Genomic DNA, 23,906 nt, shown 5'->3' with positions numbered 1-23,906 from the left:
GCGGGCTGATTTGGCCTTTCAAGCGGGCTCGGGGCCGCGGGCATCAGCTATGCTTTTGGCTGGCTTTACGAGGATCGGACCGGGATACGCGACCATGGCATTCGCAGGAGAGCTGTTCGACCGGGTCTGGTCGCGAAAGACCCAATTGGGGCTGGCGGTCCGGGTCACGGTTGCGGCCACCGGCGCCTACGCGCTCGCCACCGCGCTGAATCTGTTGTTGCCGCTCTGGGCTGTCCTCACCTCCATCATCGTGACCCAGATGAGCGTCGGGCGATCGCTGAAGGCGACACGCGATTACATGCTCGGCACCATCGGCGGCGCGATCTATGGCGGCGCCATCGCGATCCTGATCCCCTATTCCGGCGAACTGGGCCTACTGGGCCTGCTGGTGCTGGCCGTGGCGCCGCTTGCCTTCGTCGCATCGATCTATCCGAATCTGAGCTCTGCAACGGTGACGGCCGTGATCGTGCTCGTGCTTCCCTCGATGCATCATGCCGATCCCATGGCCTCGGCGATCGATCGCGTCAGCGAGGTCGCTGTCGGTGCCATCACGGGACTGCTCGTCTCATTCCTGGTGCTACCCTCGCGCGCGGTCCGGCAAATCCGCGCCAGCGCGGCAAAACTGCTCGAACTGATCGCTGAGGCTTTCACCGAATTGCTCGCGGGCCTGACGCGCGGCCGCGACAATGACGCGCTGCATCGGATTCAGGACGGTATCGGTACCGCAATGGTCGGCATGAACACCATTGGCGCCGAGGCTGAGCGCGAGCGCTCTGCGCGATTATCGAGCGGCCCGGACACCGGCCCGTTGTTGCGCACGATCTTGCGGCTGCGCCATGACGTCGTGATGATCGGTCGCTCGACCGTTGTGCCGCTGCCGGCCGAGGTGCAGACGCGGCTTGCCGCGCCGCTGACGGAGGTCTCGACCGTGATCGCGCGCTTCCTGCGTTCGGCCGCCGCCGCCCTGCGCGAAGGCGCCGGCGCGCCGCCGATCCATCCCGTCCATGTCGCGCTCCAGCATTACGCCGAGGCGGTTGCCGCCGTGCGCCAGGACGGCCTGATCCGCGGCCAGCCGAGCGACACCGCGGAGCGCTTCTTCGCACTCGGCTTTTCGCTTGAGCAGATGCACCAGAATCTCTGCGATCTCGACCGCGTCGTCGGCGAATGGTCCGAGGCCCCGGCCGACAAGCCCGCGCGCGTGGTGGAGTGAGCGGAGCGTTTTCGAGCGAAGTGGCTATCGTGTCGCGTAAGAAAAACGCGTCGGCATAGAGTTCAGAGCTCGAAGAACGCGAGCGCCGTCGCATCGCGCCGCGTGATGCCGTCCGTCAACGTCTTCAATGCAACGTCGAAACTCGGTTGGCTTTGTTCCAGCTCCCATCCGCCGTCGTGATCCCACTGGAAACACTGGCCAGAGCGCTCGCCGGGCTCGATATGGAGCAGCAGACAGCGGCTGAGCTGCGACGGTTCGGCAACCGGGATCAGATGCTTGAGCGAGACGCCATATGTCTTGCGGAAATAGGCGCAGGCTTCTTCGAGCTCGTCCTCGGAATGGGCAATGAAGTTCAGGACATTGCGCCGCTGTGCGGTGAGCTCGCCCGGCGAATAGAAGCGGAGTTCGGACGAGGATTCCGGCAGCCGTACCAGCAACTCGGTCTCGCCGCGCCTCAGCAGGAATTTGCGATAATCGCGCGGCAACGGGGCGCCGAGCGCCTGCTCCGCCGCGCTGACGTCAGCTTCGCTCGCCGGCGTGCCGCGTTTCCAGCGCCAGCCTCTTACAGATTTGTGTGCCTTGCGCTGCGCCACATGTTCGGCATAGCCGGGCAGCGCCATGATCTCCTCGAAGCCGCCGAACTCGGACCATTGATAAGCATCGTCGAAGGCTTCCTCGCGCCGCTCGGGAAAGTGGCTGCAGAGCAACTCGGCGCGCTTGACGATGCGGGTCTGGCTCGGGGCGACCTTGCAGAGATGCTCGATCGTCTCTAGCGCGGCCGCGGGATTGCCGGCCTCGATATAGGCATCGCTCAGCAATTCCAGGATGCTTCCTTCGAGATCTCCTTCGTAGATTGACCACGCATAATGCGGCTTTTCGGCGGCGCGCCGTGCAACCAGAGCGTCGCGCGCCTGCTCGGCGAGGTGCACTGCCTGTGCCGCATCGTCTCCGGCAGCGTAGCCGCGACGCGCGTCATGCCAGAGATATAGCGGCTCATGTACGGCGGGTGTACCCCTCAGCGTCTCGAGCTGCCTTGCCTGCTGTTCCATTGGCGCGCTCAGCGCCAGCACCATGAGTTCGTCCAGGCCCTTCTGCCAGTCCGGCTTGACCTGCGGATCGGGCGGTAGCTCGCGCAGCGTATATTGGGTGTGGCAAGTCTCGACGTAGCCGGCAGCGACGAGGTCGGCCATATGGCGGCGAAAGGCCGCGGCAGCGTCCGCCATGTTGGAGAATTTCTCGCGCAGAAATTCATCCGCATCGGGATCGCCGCTCCAGTTCATGTTGATACCGATCACCATGGGATCTCTACCCGGGATCAGCATCAACTCGCGATCGTCGTCGCCGGGCGGACGGTGGAAGAATTTTGCCAGGTGCATGCGAGCTCCGAAGGCGCCGCCGGGATTGGGGCGCAACGTCTCAGTCGCACGCACGCAGAGGTTGGTTCACGGCCGCGGCTTATCGCTTCGCCAGCCCCTTGCTCTCCATGCGCCAGACCAGCAAATCGATGCGGTCCTGGCCGAAGAACGGCTCGTTGTCGAACACGAAGGTCGGCACGCCCCAATGGCCGGAGGCGGCGTGGTCCTTCTCGTTCCCCGTGATCACCTGCTCGTAGCGATCCGGGTCGGCGGTGATCGCGGCATCCATCGCGGCGAGATCGAAGCCGGCCTTGTCGGCGGCGCGCGCGAGATGATCGCCTTCGTTCCAGCCCGCCACCGAGCCGTCCCACAGCACGCGGGCGATCGCATCGGTGAATGCGAGCGAGCGTCCCTCGAGCTGCGCCATGGCACCAAGCCGGGTCAGGCGGTGGATGTAGGGCTGCTCCGCCGCGACGTCGAACGTAACCTTGTCCTGCACGATCGGATCGGGCCTCGGAAAGCGGAACGGAATGCCTTCGTGCTGCGCCACGCGCGTGCTGTCGAGCACCACATAGCGAATGAAGTTCGGGCTGGCCTTCTTGAAAAACCCGGGCACACGGACTGCGAGCGGATAGACCGGCCGTAAATTCACCGCCAGATCGTAGGTTTCGACCAGCTTCAGCGTTTTCGGCAGCGCCAGATAGCTGAACGGGCTGCGAAAGGAGTAAAAGAGGTCGAGGGAGAGCGTCATCGCGCCGGCTCCGCGAGCCGCCCCATCATGCTGCGGGCGACGAGCTTGTGAAAGGGCGTGATGAGCGCGAGGTAGGCGCGGCCCAGCCGATTGTTGGTCCGCACCAGCGTGGTCAGGGTGACGTGGCGCGGCACCGCTTCGCCGGCCACATCGACCACGATGCGGAAATCGAGATGATAATCATTGAAGCCGGCGACCAGCTGCTCGGGCGTTTCACTCAGCACCGGAAACAGGCCGATCAAACCTCCGGGCGCCGGTGCGCCCTCGCCCGATGTCTTCAATCCAAAGGGCGTCACCAAAATGTTGCGCAGGCGTGTCAGTGCAGCGATCCAGCGCGGTCCGTGCAACACCATCCTGGTGCAGACCTCGCGGGCATTCACCGGTGCTGGGCCGATCTCCACGCGAAAGGAGTCGATGAACTGCGCACCGGCCAGCAGCGTGCCGGCGTCGACATCGGGGGTAACTTCGCGGACGGTTCCGTTCATCCCGCCAGTTTGCGCGTCAGCATACAGAAGCGCAAGATCAGAAGTCCGGCATAGACGAACGATCCGATCGACAGTCCGATCCAGACACCGACCGCGCCGAGATCGGCGTGAAAAGCGAGGTACCAGGCGATGGGAAAGCCCACGCACCAATAGCCGATCGCGGCGAATACCAACGTCATCCTGGTGTCATTGATGCCGCGCAGCGCGCCGCCCATGATGGTCTGGATGGCATCGGCGATGAAGAAGGTCGCGCCGACCAGCAGCAGCTTCGCGGTCAGCTCGACGGTCGGCATGCTCACCTCGCCACTGCCGAAGAACAGCCGTCCGAGCTGATAGCGGCCGAAGATGATCGCGACAGTCAGGGCAGAGACGAACGCGATCCCGATCACAGCTGCGACGAGACCTGCGCGCTTCACCCCGGCCGGGTCGCCGCGGCCGAAGGCATGGCCGACCCGCACAGTGGCCGCCATGCCGATGCCGAGCGGGACCATGAACAGCACGGCGGTGACCTGGAGCGCGATCTGATGCGCCGCGAGCGCCGTGGTCGAGATCAGTCCCATCAGCAGCGCGGCCGAAGAGAACAGGCCATATTCCAGCAGCAGCGAGAACGAGATCGGGGCGCCGATCGCGATGAGTTTGCGCATCAGGGGCCAGTCGATCCGCCAGAGATGGGCAAGCGGACGATAATCCGCGAACGGCCTGCGCAGCCCCGCAATGGCGAGCGTGGCGACGAACGTGCCGAGATTGACGATGGTGGTCGCAAGCCCCGCGCCGAACAGGCCGAGCTCCGGCAGGCCGAACAGGCCGTGGATCAGGGCGTAGACCAGCGCGGCATTGATGGGGATCGCCGCGAGCGTGATCCACAGCGGGGCCTGCGGACGGTTCACCGCACTCATCATGCTGCGCAGCGCGATGAAGCCGAGCGCCGGCGCGATGCCCCAGGCGAGGCCATTCAGATAGCGCTGGGCGAGCGCGGCCGAATGCGGCGCCTGACCGAGTGCGACCAGGATGTGCTCGCCATACAGCGGCGAGGCCATCATCGGCAGCGAGATCAGCAACGCGACCCACAAGCCGACGCGCAAGGAGCGGCGGATGCGCCTGATATCGCCGGCGCCAAAGGCTTGCGCGACCAGCGGCGACACCGCCGCCATTAATCCGAGCCCGAAAGTGAAGCTGACGAAATAGACTGTATGCGCCAGCGCCGCTGCTGCGACCGCGCTCTCGCCGAGTCGCCCGATCAGCGCGAGATCGGTCGTGATCATCGCGATCTGCCCGAGCTGCGTCAGCATCATCGGCACGGCCAGCCGCAGCGTCGCGACGAACTCGTCGGCGAGAAGATTTGGCGGCACGCCGGCTTGCGGCTGCGCACGAGGCTGAACGGTGTCGAGCATGATCACCCAATAGCATCACCGAGCGACGAAAACATGGCCCTCGTGTCCCGGACGCGCGAAGCGCGAGCCGGGATCCAGAAGTTGCGGGCACGGCTCCTGGCCGCATGGACCCCGGCTCAGCAGCGCATCACTGACGTGCTGCGCTGCGTCCGGGGCACGAGACCATTTTCGGATTGGGAGCCGAAGCGCCTCAGCCCTTCCGTTCGGGCACGCGCCTGATCTTCGCGCCGAGCGCATTCAGCCGTTCGTCGATGCGCTCGTAGCCGCGTTCGATCTGGTCGGCGTTGTTGATCGTGGAGGTGCCCTCGGCGCAGACGGCCGCGAGCAGCATGGCCATTCCGGCGCGAATGTCGGGTGAGGTCATCGTCGCGCCGTGCAGCCGGCTTGGACCGGCGATGATGGCGCGATGCGGGTCGCACAGCACGATGCGCGCGCCCATCGCGATCAGCTTGTCGACGAAGAACATCCGCGATTCGAACATCTTCTCGAACATCAGGATCACGCCCTCGCATTGCGTGGCGGTGACGATCGCGATCGACATCAGATCGGCCGGGAACGCCGGCCAGGGCTGGTCTTCCAGCTTCGGCACGTGGCCGCCAAAGTCGTCCTGGATCTTCAGCGTCTGGTTCGAGGGCACGATGAGATCGTCGCCCTCGATGCGGCAGACGATGCCGAGCCGCTCGAACCCCATGCGGATCGAGCGCAGATGCTCGACGCCCGCGCGCACGATGCGAAGCGGCGAACGCGTCACGGCGGCAAGCCCGATCAGCGAGCCGACCTCGATGTGGTCAGGCTGGATCCGGTACGTCGCGCCGCCCAGCGTCGCCGGACCGTGCACGATCATGGTGTTGGTGCCGATACCCTCGATCTCAGCGCCGAGCGCGACCAGGAAGTTGGCGAGGTCCTGCACATGCGGCTCGGACGCGGCGTTGCGCAAATAGGTGGTGCCTTCGGCGGCCACGGCCGCGACCAGCGCGTTTTCGGTCGCGGTCACGCTGGGCTCGTCCAGGAACACGTCGGCGCCGGTCAGCTTCGAAGCGCGGAATTCGAGCCGGTCGGTCGCGGTGACCTTGGCTCCCAGTTGCTCGAGCGCGAGCACATGTGTGTCGAGCCTTCGGCGGCCGATGACGTCGCCGCCAGGCGGCGGCAGCATCACTTCGCCGCAGCGGGCGAGGAGGGGACCCGCGAGCAGGATAGAGGCGCGGATGCGCACGCATAGCTCAGGATCGAGATCGGCGGCGCGGATGCTCTTGGCGTGAATATGAAGCGTGTTGCGGGCGGTCCATTCCGCGGCAGCGCCGACCGAGCGGATCAGTTCGACCAGCGTCTCGGTGTCGCGGATCCGCGGCACGTTTTCCAGCATTACCGGATGCTCGGTGAGCAGGGCTGCCGCGATGATCGGCAGGGCCGCATTCTTGTTGCCGGACGGCTCGATCGAGCCCGAGAGCCGGTGACCGCCCTCGACGATGTACTGGATGGGCGCCACGGGGTCTCTCGCTGTCGTGTTGGGTGGGGCGGGTTTTCGAGGCGGAAGCTACAGAGAATTGAGCGCGGTATCAATTCTGCACTTGTTGCGAGGGCGGGAGCGGAGGTTCAGCCGAGGTGTCTCCACGTCATGGCCGGGCTTGTCCCGGCCATCCACGCCTTTGCCAGATGCACGGAGAACGTAGATGCCCGGGACAAGCCTGGGCATGACGACCGTCCAAGCCATAGCCCTCCGACGTCAGATATCGATCGTCGCGCTCAGTGAATGTTCCTGGATGAAGTCGCGGCGCGGCTCGACCACGTCGCCCATCAGCTTGGTGAAGATGTCGTCGGCCTCGTCGACCTCCTTGACCTTCACCTGGAGCAGCGATCGCGCATTGATATCCAGCGTCGTCTCCCAGAGCTGTTCCGGGTTCATCTCGCCCAGCCCTTTGTAGCGCTGCAGCGTGACGCCCTTGCGGCCGGCGTCGGTGACGGCCTCGAACAGATCGACCGGCCCGTAGACCATGTGCTCGACGTCCTTGCGCCGCAGCTTGCCGGGGCGGGCATAAACGTCCTGGAGCTTCACCGTGTACTCGTCGAGCTTGCGGGCTTCGACCGAGCCCAGGAAGGCGTCGTCGATGAGAGCGACTTCCTTGACGCCGCGCACCGTGCGCTCGAACTGGAAGCCCTGGCCTTCCACATATTGACCGACCCAGCCGCGCTCGACCTCGTCGGCGAGAGTGTCGAGGCGGGCGGCGATGTATTGCGCGGCCGCGGCAGCTTTCTCCGGATCGCCGTAGATCGCCTTGTTGAGCACGCCGGTGATGGCGGCCTGCTCGATCACCTTGCGATTGTAGCGGGTGTGCAGGCTGCGCAGGATGCCGCGGACGGCGCGGGCGTCGTCGACCAGCGAGCGCAGGTCGCGGCCGGTACGATCGCCGCCGCTGCCGGGAATATAGACGCAGTCGTCGAGACCGGTATCGATCAGATAGTCTTCCAGCGCCCGCTCGTCCTTCAGATATTGCTCGGACTTGCCGCGGTTGACCTTATAGAGCGGGGGCTGGGCGATATAGAGATAACCGCCGTCGATGATCTCGCGCATCTGCCGGTAGAAGAAAGTGAGCAGCAGCGTGCGGATGTGGGCGCCGTCGACGTCGGCGTCCGTCATCACGATGATCTTGTGATAGCGCAGCTTCTCGATCGAGAACTCGTCGCTGATGCCGGTGCCGAGCGCGGTGATCAGCGTGCCGATCTGCTCGCTGCCCAGCATCTTGTCGGGGCGGACGCGTTCGACATTGAGGATCTTGCCGCGCAGCGGCAGCACGGCCTGGAATTCGCGGTTGCGGCCCTGCTTGGCGCTGCCGCCTGCCGAGTCACCCTCGACGATGAAGAGCTCGGATTTCGCCGGGTCCTTCTCCTGGCAGTCGGCGAGCTTGCCGGGCAGCGAAGAGACCGAGAGCGGGCTCTTGCGCGTCAGCTCGCGCGCTTTGCGCGCAGCTTCGCGGGCCGCGGCCGCCTGGATCACCTTGCCGACGATCATCTTGGCTTCGGAGGGATGCTCCTCGAACCAGGCCTGCAGCGCCTCGTTCAGCACGTTCTCGACCACGGGCCGCACTTCCGAGGACACCAGCTTGTCCTTGGTCTGCGACGAGAATTTTGGATCGGGCACCTTCACCGACAGCACGGCGGTGAGGCCTTCACGGCAATCGTCGCCGGTGAGCGCGATCTTTTCCTTCTTCGCGTTGGCCTCGGCATAGCCGTTGACCTGGCGCGTCAGCGCGCCGCGGAAACCGGCGAGATGGGTGCCGCCGTCGCGCTGCGGGATGTTGTTGGTGAAGCACAGCACGTTCTCGTGGTAGCTGTCGTTCCACCACAATGCGGCCTCGACACCGATGCCGTTGGCTTCCGCGCGCACCATGATCGGCGCCGGCACGATCGCCTTCTTGTTGCGGTCGAGATATTTGACGAATTCCTCGACGCCGCCCGAATAATGCATCTCCTCGCGCTTCTCGACCGCGTGACGCATGTCGGAGAGGGCGATGTTGACGCCGGAGTTGAGGAAGGCGAGCTCGCGCAGCCGGTGCTCCAGCGTGGCGAAGTCATACTCGATGTTCTTGAAGGTTTCCGTCGAGGCCTGGAACGTCACCTCGGTGCCGCGCCTGCCGGGCGCATCGCCGACCACCTTGAGCGGCGCGACCGCATCGCCATGGGCGAATTCGATATAGTGTTCCTTGTTGTCGCGCCAGATGCGCAAGCCGAGCTTGCTCGACAGCGCGTTGACGACAGAGACGCCGACGCCGTGCAGGCCGCCGGAAACCTTGTAGGAATTCTGGTCGAACTTACCGCCGGCATGGAGCTGGGTCATGATGACCTCGGCTGCCGAGATGCCTTCGCCCTTGTGGATGTCGACCGGAATGCCGCGGCCGTCGTCGCGCACGGTGACGGAATTGTCGGCATTGAGGATCACGTCGACGCGCGTGGCGTGGCCCGCGAGCGCCTCGTCGATCGCGTTGTCCACGACCTCGTAGACCATATGATGCAGGCCCGAGCCGTCATCGGTGTCGCCGATATACATGCCGGGGCGCTTGCGAACGGCGTCGAGACCCTTGAGCACGCGGATCGATTCCGCCCCGTAATCGCTCGGATTTGAGGGTTCGTTTTCGGCAGGCGTCTGCCGAGCAGGTTCTGTCATGAGAGGCCTTCGAGATGTCGCCCGAATCAGCGGCGCAAAAGGCGCTGATATGCGGGCTATTTGTGCCACGAAAGACGGATTGCGCCTAGCGCAAAGTATCTCCCGGCAAGCCTTTGATTAGATGGGATTTTTCGGCCGATTTTCAAGGCCTTCGAAGGCCGATTCGGCGGCTTGGGAAAAGCGCGATTCGAGGCGCCGTTTCGGGCTCTGGAAGGCGTGGATTTTGCGGGGAGGAGGGGCGTTCCGAAGCGCCTGGAACGCCCCGGAACGGCCTTGCAGCTCAATACATCTGAAGCGGCAGCACGTCTCCGTTTGGCCCTACCAGGAGGCCCCAGGCATCGCCGGCGGCAACGGTGAGGGTCTCGGTGCGAGCAGGGCGTCCCGGCAGACGCAGCGCGTACTGGTACTTGCCGGGCGGTAGATCGAGCATCGGGCCTTTCGGCGATTGCGGACCGCCGGCGCCGGCCGCGATCTTCACGGTCTGATTGTTGATCGTCAGCGATGCTTCCTTCGGCCCCATATTGCCGAGCATCAGCCTCGCCTGTCCCGCCCTCGGCATGATGTCGGCCTTGGCCGCGGCCTGCGGATTCCGCTGCACCAGGCTGACCGTCGTCTCATCCCTGGCGCGGCCGAGCTTCAGCACGGCTGGTCCCTGCGGCGAGGTGAACGCGAGCTCCGCCCGCTCGGCAGTGACGGTCGCGCCGTCGGTCTTTTCCTGCCAGCCCCGCTTGGCCAGCTCCGCGCGATAGAAGGCGAGGACCTCGCCAAGCTCGGCGGGGATGCTGGCTTCGAGCTCGGTCCGGAAGGACTGGTCGCTGCCGGGAAATTTCGTGGAGCTGATGCCGGTCGAGCTGTGCTGCGTCGGCACCGGCAGGGCCGAATCGGGATCGGGCGTGAGCGGCTCCTTCGATTTGGCCTGGACCGCCTTGGCTTGGGTCGATTTGGCCTCGACGGGCTTGGCCGCGACGATAACAAGACCGGAGCCGTTGGCGCTAACGTTCACCTTCGGCCCCATCTGCATCACGGTCATCGAGATCGACTTGCCGCTCTTGGAGAATTCCATCACCGCCATGTTGGGCTGGTTGATGACGGAAGGTTGCTCCTTCCAGCCCGCTGGCTTGAGCGATGCGCGATAGAACGCGGCAAGCGCCTTCACGCTCGAAGTCGAGGAGAATTCAAGCCTGCCGTCGTCGCCCTCAAATGTCACGCCTTCGGCGGTTTCGGGCAGCGGCACCGGAGTCTTGCTGTCGGGGAGCGCATTCAGCGGCGCGTCGGACAATGCGGCCGCCTGCACCTTGCGTCTGGCTTCGTCGGCGGTGATGAGCTGCTTGGCCGCACCTAAAGCATCCCCAAGGAACTTCTCGTCGGCCTCCTTCTTCGCCTTCGCGCGGGCGGCAAGCGCGGAGTCCTTCACCTGCGCGGTCAGGCTGACCATGGTGAAATCATATTTGCGGCCGAGCCGCAGCACGCCGGTTTCCTCCGCCGAAGAGATCTTGATCGCGACCTCATCACCGGGTGCGAGCGGCGCGCTTCCGTCCTCCCGCCAGCCGCGCGCGGCGAACTCGCGGTGATAGAAGGCGAGTACGGCCGGCAACTCGGCCATCGCGGCGGCCGACATTTCGCGCTTGTTGTCGCTCGCGCCGCCGAGACCCCTGGCCGTCTTGGTCGGGCTTGGCCGCGGCAGGCCGGCCAGATCGCTATCGGCCTTGAGCTCGCTGGGCAGCGCGAAGGGCGCGACCCGGATATCGACATGGGTGCGGCCATCGTCGCGGCGCGTCAGCGTCAGCATCACGGGCTTCTGCTGATAGAAGCCGGTCTCCTTGCTATCGGCATGCGCGTAGAACGCGCGCAGGCCGTTGGGAACGGTCTCATCCAGGCTGGTGGTCCAGCGCGCAGCGGTTTCCGGCGTGAGCTTCTGCCAGCCGATCGCAGTCATCTGGCTGGCATAGAAATCCGACGTTGCATCGAGCGGCGTCGGCGCGATGCAGCCGAGGTAGGGCCGGGTCCCGTCGAACACGATATCGCTGGCGCCTTCCGGAAACGGCACGTTCCCGTAGATCCGGTCGGTCGTGTAATAAACCACGGACTGGTCTGGCCGTCCGAGCGCCTGCGTGAAATGAACGGAGAGACCCTGTCGTCCCTTCCTGAACTTCAGCAGCGTGCTTTTCTCCTCCAGCGGCATCACATAGGGCACCCAGCCGTTGTCGCTCAGAAGCTTTTGGACCGCGGGCAGTGTCACGGCCTGCCGCGTCGGTACGCGATATTCGACGCGATAGGGATCGGGGCGCGAGGTGTCTTCCACCGCACCTTCGAGCTGCGGCAGCGCGTGGACGTCGACGATTCCCTCGTCGGCGCCGGCCGCGATCGAGCAGCTCGCCATCAGGAAGAGACCGCATGCAAGCAGCCGCCATCGTGCCGGGACTTGCATCCCGCGCGGGACCATCGCCATTGTTACGTCTCCAGGATGCCGCGGGGCGCTTGGGCGCGCGCGATTGCAACGGCTGCGACGCCGTCGGGGGGGCCTCAGACCAGAAGTCGCGGCAGGAACCGGGCAGGTTCAAAGATTCCGGACCGGTCAATACAGCTGGAGCGGCGACCATGCCTCGCCGTCGCGCCCGACGGTAAGCTCCCAGGCGTCGCCGGCCGCGAGGTTAAGGATGTCAGTGTGGGCCGGACGGCCGGGCACGCCCAGTTCGTAGGAATATTGGCCGGGCGCCAGATCCAGCGAGACGGCGTTGGCGCCGGCGGCGCGCTTGATGATCCGCGCGTTGATCCCGAGCACGGCTTCCGTCTCGCCGATATTGCTGAACACCAGCTTCGCCTGACCCGGTTCGGGCATGACGTTCGCCAGGGTTGCTGTATCCGAGTTCTTCTGCACGAGATGAACCGAGGTGTTGCTCTCCTTGGGCCGAGCTCCAGCATGGCCGGCCCGAGCGGAGAGACGAACGCGAGCCGGACGTGATCAGCGGAGAGGACGGCGCCATCGTGCTGCTCCTGCCAGCCGAGCTTTCCGAGCTCCCTGCGGTAGAAGGCGAGAACGTCGCCGAGCTCGGCGGGCACGGTGGCTTCGAGCTTGACGCGAAGCGGCGCTTCGACGCCCTGCATCAGGGTGGTGTGGATTCCTCGAAAGCTGTAGCGGGTCGGCGCGGGCAGCCTGGTATCGGAATCCGGCGTGAGTTCGGCCGAAAACATCGGCGCGAGATGCGGCATCCAGGCGCCGGCGCTTGCCGCGAGCATGCACGTCGCGAGCAAGACGAGGCCGCATGCAAACGCCCACCATCGTGCCGGAGCCTGCGCCCCGGACCCTACCGTCCGCATCTCACTCTCCAGGGGTTCGCGCGTGATGTCATTGCGCGATTGCAAACCGGCTGCGACAGCGTCGGCGCCGCATCCCGCAACTAGTCGCGGCGGAAATGGGGCTGGTTCAACGGCGGGACTACTGCCGGGCCGATAACTGTCCGCTTTCGACGTCAAAGATCTCGCCCCCGGCGCCGATGTCGGCGAAGGCGGCGGGGTCAGCGCCGGTCAGCCACACCTGCGCGCCGAGCTTGCGCAACTCGGCGAACAGCGCCGCGCGCCTATTAGGATCGAGATGCGCGACGACCTCGTCGAGCAGCAGCAGCGGCACGATGCCGGTCATCTCGGCGACCAGGCTTGCATGCGCCAGCACCAGACCGATCAGCAACGCCTTCTGCTCGCCGGTCGAGGCATCGCGCGCCGGCATGCTTTTCGGCGCGTAGATCACCTGGAGATCGGTGAGATGCGGACCGTCCGTGGTGCGGCCGGCGATGGCGTCACGCGGACGGTTGTCGCGCAGGATCTGGCGGTAGCGGTCCTCGACCGACGTCGCGGTCTCGTTGAGCAGCGCGTTCTCCATCCAGCCGTTGAGCGCGATCTGCGCCGAGGGGAAGGCGGAGGCCTGCGCACGGGCATTCAGCATGCCGGTCAGCCGCGCCGCGGTCTGGCCCCGGGTCGCGGCGACCGCGACCGCAAGCTCCGCGGTCTCGCGCTCGATCGCGTCACACCAATGGTCGTCGCAATTGCGGGTCTCGAGCAGGCGGTTGCGCGAACGCAGCGAACGTTCGAGCGCGGAGATGCGGCTGGAATGGTCGCTGTCGATGGCAAGCACCAGGCGGTCGAAGAAGCGCCGCCGCTCGGACGCCGCGCCCATGAACAGCCCGTCCATCGCCGGCGTCAGCCACACCATGCGGATGTGGTCGCCGAACGACGCCGCCGAATTGACCGGTTCGCGGTCGATGCGGCAGCGCCGGCTGACCGGGCTGTCTGCGTGCGGCGGATCGATGCCGGTGCCGAGCGTGGCAAGGCCCAGCGCGCCCTCGACCTGTGCCGACACCGCCCAGGAGCCGTCGCCCTGGTTGTCGGCGACGTCGTCCAGCGTCGCGCGCCGCAGGCCGCGTCCCGGCGACAGGAACGAGATCGCCTCGATGCAATTGGTCTTGCCCGCTCCGTTCGGCCCGACCAGCGCCACCATGTCAGCCTTCACCTCGAGCCCCGCCGCCCGGTAATTACGAAAATGCGTCAGCGTCAGGCGATGAATGCGGGAGGGGGTCATGTTGTCTTTGTCATTGCCGGGCATCCACGTTTTGTCTCCAAAGACGTGGATGGCCGGGACATAGGCGAGCGAAGCGACGCCGTCCTTCAGACGGCTACGCCCGGCCATGACGGATGTAGTCGATGCGAAGGGGCGCCGGTAGCCCTCACACCCGCATCGGCATCAGCACGTACAGCGCGCTCTTGTCGTCGCGGTCTTGCACCAGGGTCGGTGAGCCCGGGTCGGCGAGCCGGAGCGTTGCGACGTCGCCTTCGATCTGGGCGGCGATGTCGAGCAGATAGCGGGAGTTGAAGCCGATATCGAGGGCGTCGGACGCGTATTCGACTTCGAGCTCTTCGGTCGCGCTGCCGGAATCCGGATTGGTCACCGACAGCACCAGCTTGCCCGGCGAGAGCGAGAGTTTCACGGCGCGCCCGCGCTCGCTGGAAATCGTCGAGACGCGGTCGACCGCGTTCTCGAAATCCTTCTTGTCGACGACGAGCTCCTTGTCGTTGCCCTGCGGGATGACGCGGCCGTAATCGGGAAAGGTGCCGTCGATCAGCTTCGAGGTCAGCACCACATTGCCGATGGTGAAGCGGATCTTGGCCTGCGACAGCTCGATCGTGACCTCGGCCTCGTTGTCCTCGATCAGGCGCTGCACTTCGCCGACGGTCTTGCGCGGCACGATCACGCCGGGCATGCCCTCGGCGCCCTTGGGCTGGACCAGGTCGAGCTGGGCGAGGCGGTGGCCGTCGGTGGCGACGCCGCGCAGGGTGGCGGCTTTGGCGGAGCCTGCGGCGTGCAGATAGATGCCGTTGAGATAATAGCGGGTCTCCTCCGTGGAGATCGCGAACTGGGTGCGGTCGATCAGCCGCTTGACGTCCTTGGCGGCGAGATTGAACGAGTGCGACATGTCGCCGGCGGCGAGATCCGGAAAATCATTCTCCGGCAGGGTCTGCAGCGTGAAGCGGGAGCGGCCGGCGCGGATCGCCAGCACGGCGCGGTCGCCGTCGGCCTCGAGCACGATCTGCGAACCGTCCGGCAGCTTGCGCACGATGTCATAGAACATGTGCGCCGGCACGGTGGTGGAGCCCGCGGTCGCGGTTTCCGCCGCGAGCGTTTCCGTGACCTCGAGGTCGAGGTCGGTCGCCTTCAGCGACAATTTCGCGTTCTCGGCCCTAACAAGCACGTTGCCGAGGATCGGAATCGTGTTGCGGCGCTCGACCACGCGGTGGACGTGGCCCAGCGACTTCAGGAGTTGCGCGCGTTCGACCGTAACCTTCATTGCACTACTCGCCCGATCCCCAAGGAAACACACATTTGGAAAAGCCGGGCGGCGGGACGCGCGCCACGGCACCGAAGACCCCGGAAGGCCGGATCATCCAGCCGATATGACCAAAGCCGTCAGGGTCGCGCAAGGTGGCGCGGAAAGTCATCCGTTTCAAGGGATTGCGCGACAGTTCCCCACGATTTACCCGCAAAGACGGGGCCCGCCGCCCAGGCAGAAGAAGGCCGCCGCCCAGGCAGGGCCGGGGCGGCGGGAAGGAAGGATAAGGGCTAGGCGTTTATTCCTGAAGCTGGCGCTTGAGCGATTCGACCTCGTCCGACAGCGCCGTGTCCTTGGAAACCAGGGCCTCGATCTTGCGAACGGCGTGCAGCACGGTGGTGTGGTCGCGCCCGCCGAAACGGCGGCCGATTTCCGGCAGCGATCGCAGGGTCAGCGTCTTTGCGAGATACATCGCCACTTGGCGCGGACGGACCACGTTGGCGGTCCGGCGCGAGGACAAGAGGTCGGAGCGGCTGACATTATACTGCCGTGCCACCACGCGCTGGATGTCCTCGATCTTGATCCGCTTCGGCTCCTGCGGCCGGATCAGGTCGCGCACCTCGTGCTCGGCCATCTCCAGCGTCACCGGCCGGTTGTTGAGCTTCGAGTGTGCGAGCAGGCGGTTGATCGCGCCTTCGAGATCGCGGCCGTTATGGGTGATGGCGCGGGCCAGATAGGTCAGCACCTCCTCCGGCACCTCGAAGGTGGCATGATGGGCGCGGGCCGCGGCGACGCGCGACTTGAGAATGCCGTGTCGCAGCTCCTCGCCGAGCGAGGCCATCTCGACCACGAGGCCGCCGGCCAGCCGCGAGCGCACGCGGTCGTCGAGGCTTTCGAGGTCGGACGGCGGACGGTCGGCCGCGATCACGACCTGGCGGCCGGCATCGATCAGCGCGTTCAGCGTGTGGCAGAACTCAGCCTGGGTCGACTTGCCCTGCAGGAACTGGAGATCGTCGATCACGAGCACGTCGATGCCGCGCAGCGCTTCCTTGAAGGCGAGCGCCGTCTGCGTCTTCAGCGCGGCGACGAAGCCGTACATGAATTTCTCGGCGGTGAGATAAAGCACCTTGCGCTCGTTGCCGGAATTGCCGGCCCAGGTCACCGCCTGCAAGAGATGCGTCTTGCCGAGACCGACACCCGCATGGATGTAGAGCGGATTGAACATCACGGGATCGCCGCGACGCCCCTCGGCGACCTGACGCGCAGCCGCATGCGCCAGCGTGTTGGAGCGGCCGACGACGAAGCTCGCAAACGTCAGGCGCGGATCGAGCGGCGAGCCGCCGAGCGCATCATGATTGGCCGAGACTGGCGCGGTCGCGGTGGAGCGCAGCTCCGGCGCAGGCGAGCGGCGCGTTTCGACCGGCGCGGGCGCTTCTTTCTGCTGAACCACGGGGCGCACGGCCGAGCGCACGGTGAGATCGATGCGATGCACTTCCGGCATCTCGGCCTGCCAGCACGACAGCACGCGCTCGGCATAATGGGCCTGGATCCAGCTCTTCAGGAAGCGGGTCGGCACCGACAGACGCACGCTCTCGTCCTGGACGCCTTCCAGATCCATGCGCGCAAACCAGCTCGTATAGACGTCCTCGCCAACGTTCGAGCGCAGCCGACTCTTCACGCGTGACCAGCGATCCTGTTCCGGGGTTGTCATCATTTGAGAACTTTTCTTGAGAGATAAGGTTGCGTGGTGAGCGCCATGCAGAGTTCCTGCCAGGGATACCTGCCCAGGGATGTTTGCAATGGCGGGACCTCAAGCGATTTCATCTGCAGGCATGGTTCGACCGTTCGGCGGAAACGCCGCGTCCGATCAGCAATGTCTAGAGATGGAGGGGTCGCGAGGTCAGCGCGTACTCGGCGCTCCGTGACACGCGGGAGGCTTGGTGTCCGACGAATCTAAAACGGCATCGCTGGAAGTCGAAATTCTGGAAGTCGAAATGTGTTTCAATACCGCGTTGAGTTCGTAAGACATGATACCTCCCCGTCCTGCCGTGATTGCTCACGACAAGGTCCTGCGTGTCCAAACGACACCCGCGTCGTCATCGGATGCCTGCCCGTGTACTAGTCCGCTCGGCCTCGCCATCATGCCTGTCGGGGCAGCTTTCAAGATGTCCCTTAAGCGCGAGAGAAAGATCCCGCTTGGAGACATTCAGACAAAAAGCTACCGTTCCCACATTGCTGTGGGTTTTGATCCGACAATCGCTTGTTGAAGCGCCGCCTACGTGCACATCGCCGCCGATTTGCACGCTCGCCCCGTTTCCGATACCGCGCTGGTCTCAAGATCGTGGGCGCCGCTGACCTCTTAAGGAATACACTATGCGGGAAGACTCGCAACGGAATTGATTCACACTTGAGGCATCAAAAATCTTGATCTGCGTTAACGCCACGCGGACTTGTGCACAGGCTTCAGAGCAAGTTTTTGGAATCGTGCTCAGAATCGAAGACGCCACGTTTCATGTGACAATTCTCCGCCACCGCCAAAAATTTTTTACAAAAGCGTCACGCGCACGACGCGCTGGCGAATTTTCCAAATGCTTGGCCTCACTATGTCGATAAGTGATTAGCGAGACATCGTTTTTTGAGTCTCGTTTGACAGGGTAACTCCATTGCGTCTCGCGATCCGGGGAAACTACGGTGTGCAGAACTCGCAGGCGCCGCGAATTCAACTTGAGCCCGCCCCGCAAGGACTTTTTGCACCGCGGTGGAAGTTTCCGCTGTTGCAAAACCATTCGCAGGTAAAACTACGGGACGCATCATGGTGCAAACGTCGCAATCCTCCGATCGAAGGTCGCTCGACGCGTGACTGCTTGCGTGAATATGACAGGCAGCAAAAAAGCCCGGCGCTGTGCCGGGCTGTTTGACGTATGCGATGTGCGACCGGATCGTCCGATCGAACGAATGCTGCTAGATCACTCGCGAGGTTAGTTAGCGAGCTTACTTGGCGAGCTTGGCGATCTGCGCGGTGAGCCGCGAGACTTTGCGGCTGGCATTGTTCTTGTGAATGATGTTTCGCTGCGCGGCGCGCATCAAGGCGGGCTCGGCGTTCGCCAGCGCCGTCACGGCTGCGGCGCGGTCGCCGGTCTTGATCGCTTCTTCGACGTTACGCACGGCACCGCGCATCTGGGTGCGGCGCGACTTGTTGACGGCGGTGCGGCGGGCGATCTTGCGCGTCGCTTTCTTGGCGGAAGTGGTATTGGCCATGGTCTCAATGTCCTTTGCGGGTACCGGTCGCGTCTTGGTCGGGTAGCGCCGGCTTGCTTGACCGCGTAATCGACGCTCGGAATTAGGGTGTTCGGTTGCTAGGCTGTTCCTGGAACAAGAGCGACGGCCTTGCGGCTGTCTCTGAGGCCCAAAGAGCCTCTCAGCTCAAGGAGCCTCTAAGCCCAAGGAGCCTGCAACTGCTCAAAGAACAGCGGCGGCAGGATTGCGCCCGCCGCCAGTTGGCGCCCTTATAGAGAGGGTCTTTGGCACCGTCAACGCTTTCCCGGGCTGGACAAGCAGCCTCTCGGGGTGGGGATGAATGCCGTAACGCCCTGAAGAGGTTGAATTTCTGCCGTTTCCCTTGTATTGGCTGGCGGCGTTCCAAGGGTCGTCCGATCGGACGACTATAGAGGGTGAGGCATGATCCGCGGCTTTTTCCGACTGATTGGGCTGCTGCTGCTCGCCGGCGGGTTCATCTTCATGGTCTACGACGGCGCCCGCTGGGTCGCCGACCAGACCCTGCGGTTCACCCGCTTCGGCCAGTTCTGGAACGACATCAATCAGGCCAGCCAGACGGCATTCCGGACCTGGGTCGAGGCCAAGGCGCCCTGGCTCTGGACCTCGGTGATCCGCCTGGTGCTGGATCAGCCGGTTTTCGCCGTCCTCGGCATTCTCGGCATCCTCCTGATGATTCTGTTCCGCCCGCGCAAGCCGTTGATCGGCTATTCCCGAGATTGAGCTTTCGCTTCGCGCGACAGAGCCGGCCCGTGCGCCACGTAACAGGGCTGCCCCTTTGCGCGTAAAGACCTATATTCCCAACTGATCGCGAGCACGCCGCCTGAGCGCTTGGCTCATCGCCTTGCCCCCAGGCGACGGACAGCTCGTTCTTGGAGATCCGTCCATGCTGTTCATGCGCAAGACCACCGCATTGCCGAGCGCCACGGAAGCGCTGCCGGGCCGTGCACAAGCCATTCCGACCGCGACCACCCATTTCGTCAACGGCGCGAAGTTGCAGCCGCCTTATCCCGCAGGTCTCGAGCAGGCCGTGTTCGGGCTCGGCTGCTTCTGGGGCGCCGAGCGCAAGTTCTGGGAGCTTGGCGATGGCGTTTACACAACCGCCGTCGGCTATGCCGGCGGCCACACGCCGAACCCGACTTATGAAGAGACCTGCTCGGGCCGCACCGGTCACACTGAAGTGGTGCTGGTCGTGTTCGATCCGAACAAGGTGTCGTACGAGAAGCTGTTGAAGACGTTCTGGGAGAGCCATAACCCGACGCAGGGCATGCGCCAGGGCAACGATGTCGGCACGCAGTACCGAAGCGCGATCTACACCACTTCAGACGCGCAGAAGAAAGCGGCCGATCAATCCAAGGCGCTCTATCAGAAGGCGCTTGCCGCAAAAGGTCTCGGCACCATCACCACCGAGATCGCACCCGCCGGCGAATTCTACTTTGCCGAGGATTATCATCAGCAATATCTGGCCAAGAATCCCGCCGGCTATTGCGGCCTGGGCGGCACCGGCGTGTCCTGCCCGATCGGAGTGGGCGTGAGCGCGTAGGTCTAACCACGAGTTCGCTGCACCTCTCCCGCTTGCGGGAGAGGTCGGCGCGCTCGAAGAGCGCGGCGGGTGAGGGCTTTATCCTCTGGGGGATTGTCCCGTCATGGAGAGACCCTCTCCCCAACCCTCTCCCGCAAGCGGGAGAGGGAGCGCACCAGGTCCCGTTGCGCACGCTGCTGTCACGCCACCCACCCCCTCAACGCTTTATTAACCATAACCGGTGCATCACTGAAGCTGTCTCGTTTCGAGGGATAGGTCCGGTGCCGGTTGCACGCGCGTTTCGATGGTCGATCTCGGCAGCGTCCCTGGCAGCGTCCGCCGCGCTGACCCTTGGCGGCTGCATGCAAACCGCTGGTCCCGTCGCCTATGTGCAGCCGCGCGCCGATCTCGATTCGATGGCCTATGGCCAGCCGTACAACGCGCCGCAGCCGGTCGTCGTCGGCAGTGGCGGGGGTGCCATCGCAGCACTCAGCAATTCCTTTGCCTCTTCGCCTGCACCCATGCCGGTCGGTTATGCCGCGCCGATGGCGGCGCCGGTTCGCTATGATTCCTCCTACCATCTCGATGCCGGCGACAGGCTGCGCGTCGTGGTCTATGGCCAGGAAGGTCTCACCAACAGCTACGCGATCGACGCCGGCGGCTCCATCACGATGCCGCTGATCGGCGGCGTGCCGGCACGCGGCCGCACCCCGGCGGGCCTTGCCGGCGAGATCGCCGCGCGGCTGCGCAACGGCTACATCCGCGAGCCTTCGGTCGCCGTCGAGATCGAGGCCTATCGCCCGTTCTTCATTCTCGGCGAAGTCTCCGCGCCCGGCCAGTATCCGTATGTGCCGAACATGACGGTCGAAAGCGCCGTCGCGATTGCCGGCGGCTTCTCGCCCCGCGCCAAGCGCGACGTGGTCACCGTCACCCACACTGAAGCCGGCGGCGCCATGCGCGCCGTGGTGCCGCTTGGCACTCCCTTGAGTCCCGGCGACACCGTGTTCGTCGGCGAGCGCTGGTTCTAGAGCGCTTTCGAGCGAAGCTCTAGCTCACCGCCTGAAATCCAGCCGCCCGTTCGGAAAACATCCGTCGATCCTGGTGGCATCGACCACCAGCCCAACCCATGGCCGTGTGATCGCCGGATTGGTCAGGTTGATATATTTCCCGACCAGGCGACCCGCGCAATCGCGCGCCGCATCGATCAGCCCGTGCCGGCGGCCATGGTCCCAGTCGAAGCGCAAGAAGATGCGCTCGCCTGTGACCCGCACTTCCGCGCGTCCCTCTTTCCAGGCTTGCGCCGTATCGCCGGCAATGGTCGGATCTGCGCCGCCATTCCAGCGGCTGGCCCAGATGCCGTCGAGCGGGTCTGACTGTGCCGCGATTTTTGCCCAAGCCGCCGCGTTGAGGTCGGCGACATCGCCGGCAAGCGTGGCGATTGCGGCGTAATCCATGACGTCGCGATCATCCGGCGCGGGCACGTCCATGGTGCCGAACGGATTGCGGATGACGATGTTCGTATTGGCTTGCTGCATCACGATCTCCCGGCGTGGGTTGGCTTGATCAGCCAGCTCTATCGCCGTGCGGCAGGATGCAGCCACCCGATTCCTGCTCGTCATTCCGGGTGCGCGAAGCACGAGCCCGAAATGACAGCGAAGACAGCCGCGCGCGCTTCTATTTCAAATGCCTCGCGAAAAATTCCATGCTGCGCGGCCAGGCGATGTCGGCGCTGGCCTTGTCGTAGCTCGCCCGCTCGTCGCAGTGAAAGCCGTGCTGCGCGCCCGGATAGACGAAGACCTCCACGTCCGGCCGCTTGGTCTTGATGGTCTCGACGTCGGTCAGGGGAATGCCGGCATCCTTCTCGCCAAAATGCAGCTGTGTCGGCACTTTGGGTGTCTCATCGGCAAAGCGCACGACGGCGCCGCCGTAATAGCCGATCGCGGCCTTCAGGCCCGACAGCCGCGTCGCCGCGACGAAGGCGACGCTGCCGCCCAGGCAAAAGCCGATGATGCCGACCGGGCCGACGCTCTTCACCGCATCGATCGCCGCCTGCGTGTCGCGCAGCATCGCGTCCCAATCCGGACTGGCGACGAACTTGCGCGCTTCCGCGATCTCGTCAGGCGAGTAGCCCGACTGGAAGCCCGGCGACGTCCGGTCGAAGATCGAAGGCGCGATCGCGACATAGCCTTCCCCGGCGAGGCGATCGCAGACCGAGCGGATGTGATGGTTGACCCCGAAAATTTCCTGGATCACCACCACCGCGCCCTTCGCCGTGCCCGCGGGGTCAGCGCGATAGGCACTGAGCTGGAAATTGTCGGAAGCCGTCAGCTTGATGTCTTGTCCCACGCGGGTTGTCCTTTTTAGTTAGTCTTCGATTGCGGGTTCCGCTCGTTCCACAAACTCGTCATGCCCGGGCTCGTCCCGGGCATCCACGTTCTTGGTGAGGCAGGCAAGACCGTGGATGGCCGGGACAAGCCCGGCCATGTGGCAGCTTCAATGCATGATGGCGCAGACAGGATTGCTCTGCGTCATGAAAAGCCACTCTCACTCCCACATCCAGTTCTCGCCGTAATCCTCCTTCCATCCCGCCAACCGGCCATGACGGAATTGCAGGAACAGACGGTGACGGTTGGAGATCAGTCCGCCGCCGCCGATGTTGCGAAGCGCGAGATAGATCTCGTTGCCGGGGCGTCCGCGCACGTATTGCAGCGGCTGGCCGAGGGCGCGCGCGGTTTGCCCGGCATCCATGCCGAAGGCGAGCGGCGTGTTGTTCGACAAGGTCGCGACGAAGGGCAGGCGGGGCGGTGTCCCGCCGAATTGCTCGGCCTGCGCGGATACCGACAGCAACACCGCGCCCGCAGCCAACATCGTTCGCTTCATCGCCACTGTTCCCTTCCGACCTATTCCGGCAAGTTCTTCAGGAAAGGCAGCACCGCGTCAACAAAAGCCTGCGGCTGGTCGATGTTGACGGCATGTCCGGCGGCGGGAATCACGATTTTTTGTGCGCCGGGAATTTTCGCGGCCATGTAGTCCGACGCTGCGAGGAACGGTGTGTCGTCGGCACCGACCACGATCAGGCTGGGCACCTTGATCTCCGGCAGCAGCTCGATCACCTGCGCGTCGCGCTGGGTCAGCATGCCGCGTGCGGCGAGCGCCAATCCCCTGGCATTGCGATGGCTCGCGGTGGCGCGCTCGCGCGTCGCCGCCTTCAGCATGTCGAGCCCTTCGCGATCGAGCTTGTCGGCAGTGGCGAGCGCCCGCGCGTTCCAGGCCTCGCGTGCATCGTCCTTCTTGAAGCCCGGGCCGGTGTCGATGATCAGCAGCGCGCGAACGCGCTTTGGATGCGCGCGAGCGAAGGCAAGCGACATGTAGCCGCCGAGCGACAGCCCGCCGATGATGGCGCGCTCAGTGCCGACGGCATCGAGGATCGCCGCGATGTCGCCGACCGTGAGTGCTTCGCTGTAGGCGGCGGGATCGTCGGGATAGTCGGACTGGCCGTGACCGCGCATGTCCCACAGGATCAGCTTGTGGTCCTTCGCGAGCGCCTCGACCTGCCCATGCCACATCGCCGAGGTCGATGAGTAGCCGTGGGTCAGCAGCAGCGGCGGACCTTCGCCATGGACCTCGTAGTAGATTTTGACGCCGTCCCGATCGATCCCAGGCATTGCATCCACCCTGCTAACTCGCTTCTTCGCTCATCCTAACTCGGTCGGTTACTCGGAGGAAACTGCCGTGCCGCGATGGCCTGCATGCTTGGCGTGCACTCTATTGCGTTCAGTCGCTGCATCACCGCCGCTCTCGCGACGCACAACGAGCAGGCGTCGCGTTTGTTCGACCGATTCCAAATTGCATTTGCCTCCGCGCTCGAACGCGATCATTCTTGCGATCAAGGCTGGCGCCGGCCCGGTGGGCGTCCGCCAATACAAGTTGCCGTCGTAAGC

Annotated in this window: 19 protein-coding genes and 1 pseudogene; 4 read left to right on the top strand and 16 right to left on the bottom strand. The window is 64.7% G+C overall.

The genetic code is table 11. The annotated features are described in order from the left end of the window. Nucleotides 1-94 precede the first annotated feature (94 nt). Nucleotides 95-1,210, top strand: coding sequence for an FUSC family protein (locus tag AC0L3S_RS06370; protein WP_473278466.1), 1,116 nt, complete (start codon nt 95-97; stop codon nt 1,208-1,210). Nucleotides 1,211-1,272: 62 nt separating this feature from the next. Here AC0L3S_RS06370 and AC0L3S_RS06365 read toward each other — a convergent pair whose 3' ends face one another. The 12 genes and pseudogenes from AC0L3S_RS06365 to rpsT all read right to left on the bottom strand — a co-directional run bounded on the left by AC0L3S_RS06365 (nt 1,273) and on the right by rpsT (nt 18,428). After that, entirely contained in the window at nt 1,273-2,586 is a 1,314-nt protein-coding gene (locus tag AC0L3S_RS06365; protein ID WP_473278465.1) for an SMI1/KNR4 family protein, read from the bottom strand. Between the two features lie 79 nt (nt 2,587-2,665). After that, complete coding sequence (locus AC0L3S_RS06360) at nt 2,666-3,316, bottom strand: 2-hydroxychromene-2-carboxylate isomerase (protein WP_473278464.1); 651 nt, start codon at nt 3,314-3,316, stop codon at nt 2,666-2,668. After that, complete coding sequence (locus AC0L3S_RS06355) at nt 3,313-3,801, bottom strand: DUF2867 domain-containing protein (protein ID WP_473262396.1); 489 nt, start codon at nt 3,799-3,801, stop codon at nt 3,313-3,315. The genes AC0L3S_RS06360 and AC0L3S_RS06355 overlap by 4 nt, the downstream gene beginning before the upstream one ends. Next, the gene (locus AC0L3S_RS06350; protein WP_473278463.1) at nt 3,798-5,192 is read right to left on the bottom strand and encodes an MATE family efflux transporter; all 1,395 of its coding nucleotides are present in this window, start codon (nt 5,190-5,192) and stop codon (nt 3,798-3,800) included. Before AC0L3S_RS06350 ends, AC0L3S_RS06355 begins: the two co-directional genes overlap by 4 nt. A 190-nt stretch (nt 5,193-5,382) precedes the next feature. Then, the gene (gene murA, locus AC0L3S_RS06345) at nt 5,383-6,678 is read right to left on the bottom strand and encodes a UDP-N-acetylglucosamine 1-carboxyvinyltransferase (protein WP_473278462.1); all 1,296 of its coding nucleotides are present in this window, start codon (nt 6,676-6,678) and stop codon (nt 5,383-5,385) included. Nucleotides 6,679-6,915: 237 nt separating this feature from the next. Next, nucleotides 6,916-9,351: a DNA topoisomerase (ATP-hydrolyzing) subunit B gene (gene gyrB / locus AC0L3S_RS06340; protein WP_473278461.1), complete on the bottom strand. Its 2,436-nt coding sequence runs from the start codon at nt 9,349-9,351 to the stop codon at nt 6,916-6,918. Nucleotides 9,352-9,631: 280 nt separating this feature from the next. Then, nucleotides 9,632-11,800 (bottom strand): hypothetical protein, encoded by a 2,169-nt coding sequence (locus tag AC0L3S_RS06335; protein ID WP_473278460.1) that lies wholly within the window; start codon nt 11,798-11,800, stop codon nt 9,632-9,634. A 126-nt stretch (nt 11,801-11,926) separates the two neighbouring features. Beyond that, nucleotides 11,927-12,669, bottom strand: a pseudogene (locus AC0L3S_RS06330) (hypothetical protein). Nucleotides 12,670-12,787: 118 nt separating this feature from the next. Beyond that, on the bottom strand, nt 12,788-13,924 hold the full coding sequence (gene recF / locus AC0L3S_RS06325; RefSeq protein ID WP_473278536.1) for a DNA replication/repair protein RecF: 1,137 nt from the start codon (nt 13,922-13,924) through the stop codon (nt 12,788-12,790). A 145-nt stretch (nt 13,925-14,069) separates the two neighbouring features. Further along, a complete protein-coding gene (gene dnaN / locus AC0L3S_RS06320; protein ID WP_106943766.1) occupies nt 14,070-15,188 on the bottom strand; it encodes a DNA polymerase III subunit beta in 1,119 nt (372 codons plus the stop codon). Between the two features lie 280 nt (nt 15,189-15,468). After that, complete coding sequence (gene dnaA, locus AC0L3S_RS06315) at nt 15,469-16,881, bottom strand: chromosomal replication initiator protein DnaA (protein ID WP_026233035.1); 1,413 nt, start codon at nt 16,879-16,881, stop codon at nt 15,469-15,471. Nucleotides 16,882-18,161: 1,280 nt separating this feature from the next. Next, nucleotides 18,162-18,428 carry a 30S ribosomal protein S20 gene (gene rpsT / locus AC0L3S_RS06310; RefSeq protein ID WP_007598259.1) on the bottom strand — a complete coding sequence of 89 codons (267 nt, stop codon included), beginning with the start codon at nt 18,426-18,428 and terminating at the stop codon, nt 18,162-18,164. A 420-nt stretch (nt 18,429-18,848) separates the two neighbouring features. Here rpsT and AC0L3S_RS06305 point away from each other — a divergent pair, with 420 nt between their 5' ends. From AC0L3S_RS06305 to AC0L3S_RS06295, 3 genes are all read left to right on the top strand, one after another. Further along, nucleotides 18,849-19,166, top strand: a complete 318-nt coding sequence (locus AC0L3S_RS06305; RefSeq protein WP_007616084.1) for a hypothetical protein — start codon at nt 18,849-18,851, stop codon at nt 19,164-19,166. 163 nt (nt 19,167-19,329) lie between these two features. Continuing rightward, nucleotides 19,330-19,986, top strand: coding sequence for a peptide-methionine (S)-S-oxide reductase MsrA (gene msrA / locus AC0L3S_RS06300; RefSeq protein WP_473278459.1), 657 nt, complete (start codon nt 19,330-19,332; stop codon nt 19,984-19,986). Between the two features lie 260 nt (nt 19,987-20,246). Continuing rightward, on the top strand, nt 20,247-20,993 hold the full coding sequence (locus AC0L3S_RS06295) for a polysaccharide biosynthesis/export family protein (RefSeq protein WP_446480418.1): 747 nt from the start codon (nt 20,247-20,249) through the stop codon (nt 20,991-20,993). A gap of 24 nt (nt 20,994-21,017) precedes the next feature. Here the strand turns inward: AC0L3S_RS06295 and AC0L3S_RS06290 are convergent, their stop codons facing one another. The 4 genes from AC0L3S_RS06290 to AC0L3S_RS06275 form a co-directional block, all read right to left on the bottom strand. Then, nucleotides 21,018-21,500, bottom strand: coding sequence for a hypothetical protein (locus tag AC0L3S_RS06290; RefSeq protein WP_473262375.1), 483 nt, complete (start codon nt 21,498-21,500; stop codon nt 21,018-21,020). A gap of 139 nt (nt 21,501-21,639) precedes the next feature. Continuing rightward, nucleotides 21,640-22,311: a dienelactone hydrolase family protein gene (locus AC0L3S_RS06285; protein ID WP_473278458.1), complete on the bottom strand. Its 672-nt coding sequence runs from the start codon at nt 22,309-22,311 to the stop codon at nt 21,640-21,642. 198 nt (nt 22,312-22,509) lie between these two features. Then, on the bottom strand, nt 22,510-22,845 hold the full coding sequence (locus tag AC0L3S_RS06280; RefSeq protein ID WP_473262370.1) for a hypothetical protein: 336 nt from the start codon (nt 22,843-22,845) through the stop codon (nt 22,510-22,512). A gap of 20 nt (nt 22,846-22,865) precedes the next feature. Then, nucleotides 22,866-23,630 (bottom strand): alpha/beta fold hydrolase, encoded by a 765-nt coding sequence (locus AC0L3S_RS06275; protein WP_473278457.1) that lies wholly within the window; start codon nt 23,628-23,630, stop codon nt 22,866-22,868. Nucleotides 23,631-23,906: the final 276 nt, after the last annotated feature.

The organism is Bradyrhizobium sp. Ken01 (genome assembly GCF_055807355.1).
The sequence above is the reverse complement of the archived record's forward strand: the minus strand, read 5'-3'. Positions and strand labels throughout refer to the sequence as shown.

Bases quoted from the DNA above. Each gene is read 5' to 3' on its own strand.
- gyrB (WP_473278461.1), bottom strand. From the start codon at position 9,351: ATGACAGAACCTGCTCGGCAGACGCCTGCCGAAAACGAACCCTCAAAT.
- recF (WP_473278536.1), bottom strand. From the start codon at position 13,924: ATGACCCCCTCCCGCATTCATCGCCTGACGCTGACGCATTTTCGTAAT.
- AC0L3S_RS06280 (WP_473262370.1), bottom strand. From the start codon at position 22,845: ATGAAGCGAACGATGTTGGCTGCGGGCGCGGTGTTGCTGTCGGTATCC.
- rpsT (WP_007598259.1), bottom strand. From the start codon at position 18,428: ATGGCCAATACCACTTCCGCCAAGAAAGCGACGCGCAAGATCGCCCGC.
- AC0L3S_RS06370 (WP_473278466.1), top strand. From the start codon at position 95: ATGGCATTCGCAGGAGAGCTGTTCGACCGGGTCTGGTCGCGAAAGACC.
- AC0L3S_RS06290 (WP_473262375.1), bottom strand. From the start codon at position 21,500: ATGCAGCAAGCCAATACGAACATCGTCATCCGCAATCCGTTCGGCACC.
- AC0L3S_RS06365 (WP_473278465.1), bottom strand. From the start codon at position 2,586: ATGCACCTGGCAAAATTCTTCCACCGTCCGCCCGGCGACGACGATCGC.
- AC0L3S_RS06275 (WP_473278457.1), bottom strand. From the start codon at position 23,630: ATGCCTGGGATCGATCGGGACGGCGTCAAAATCTACTACGAGGTCCAT.
- AC0L3S_RS06350 (WP_473278463.1), bottom strand. From the start codon at position 5,192: ATGCTCGACACCGTTCAGCCTCGTGCGCAGCCGCAAGCCGGCGTGCCG.
- AC0L3S_RS06335 (WP_473278460.1), bottom strand. From the start codon at position 11,800: ATGGCGATGGTCCCGCGCGGGATGCAAGTCCCGGCACGATGGCGGCTG.
- dnaA (WP_026233035.1), bottom strand. From the start codon at position 16,881: ATGACAACCCCGGAACAGGATCGCTGGTCACGCGTGAAGAGTCGGCTG.
- AC0L3S_RS06360 (WP_473278464.1), bottom strand. From the start codon at position 3,316: ATGACGCTCTCCCTCGACCTCTTTTACTCCTTTCGCAGCCCGTTCAGC.
- AC0L3S_RS06355 (WP_473262396.1), bottom strand. From the start codon at position 3,801: ATGAACGGAACCGTCCGCGAAGTTACCCCCGATGTCGACGCCGGCACG.
- dnaN (WP_106943766.1), bottom strand. From the start codon at position 15,188: ATGAAGGTTACGGTCGAACGCGCGCAACTCCTGAAGTCGCTGGGCCAC.
- msrA (WP_473278459.1), top strand. From the start codon at position 19,330: ATGCTGTTCATGCGCAAGACCACCGCATTGCCGAGCGCCACGGAAGCG.
- AC0L3S_RS06305 (WP_007616084.1), top strand. From the start codon at position 18,849: ATGATCCGCGGCTTTTTCCGACTGATTGGGCTGCTGCTGCTCGCCGGC.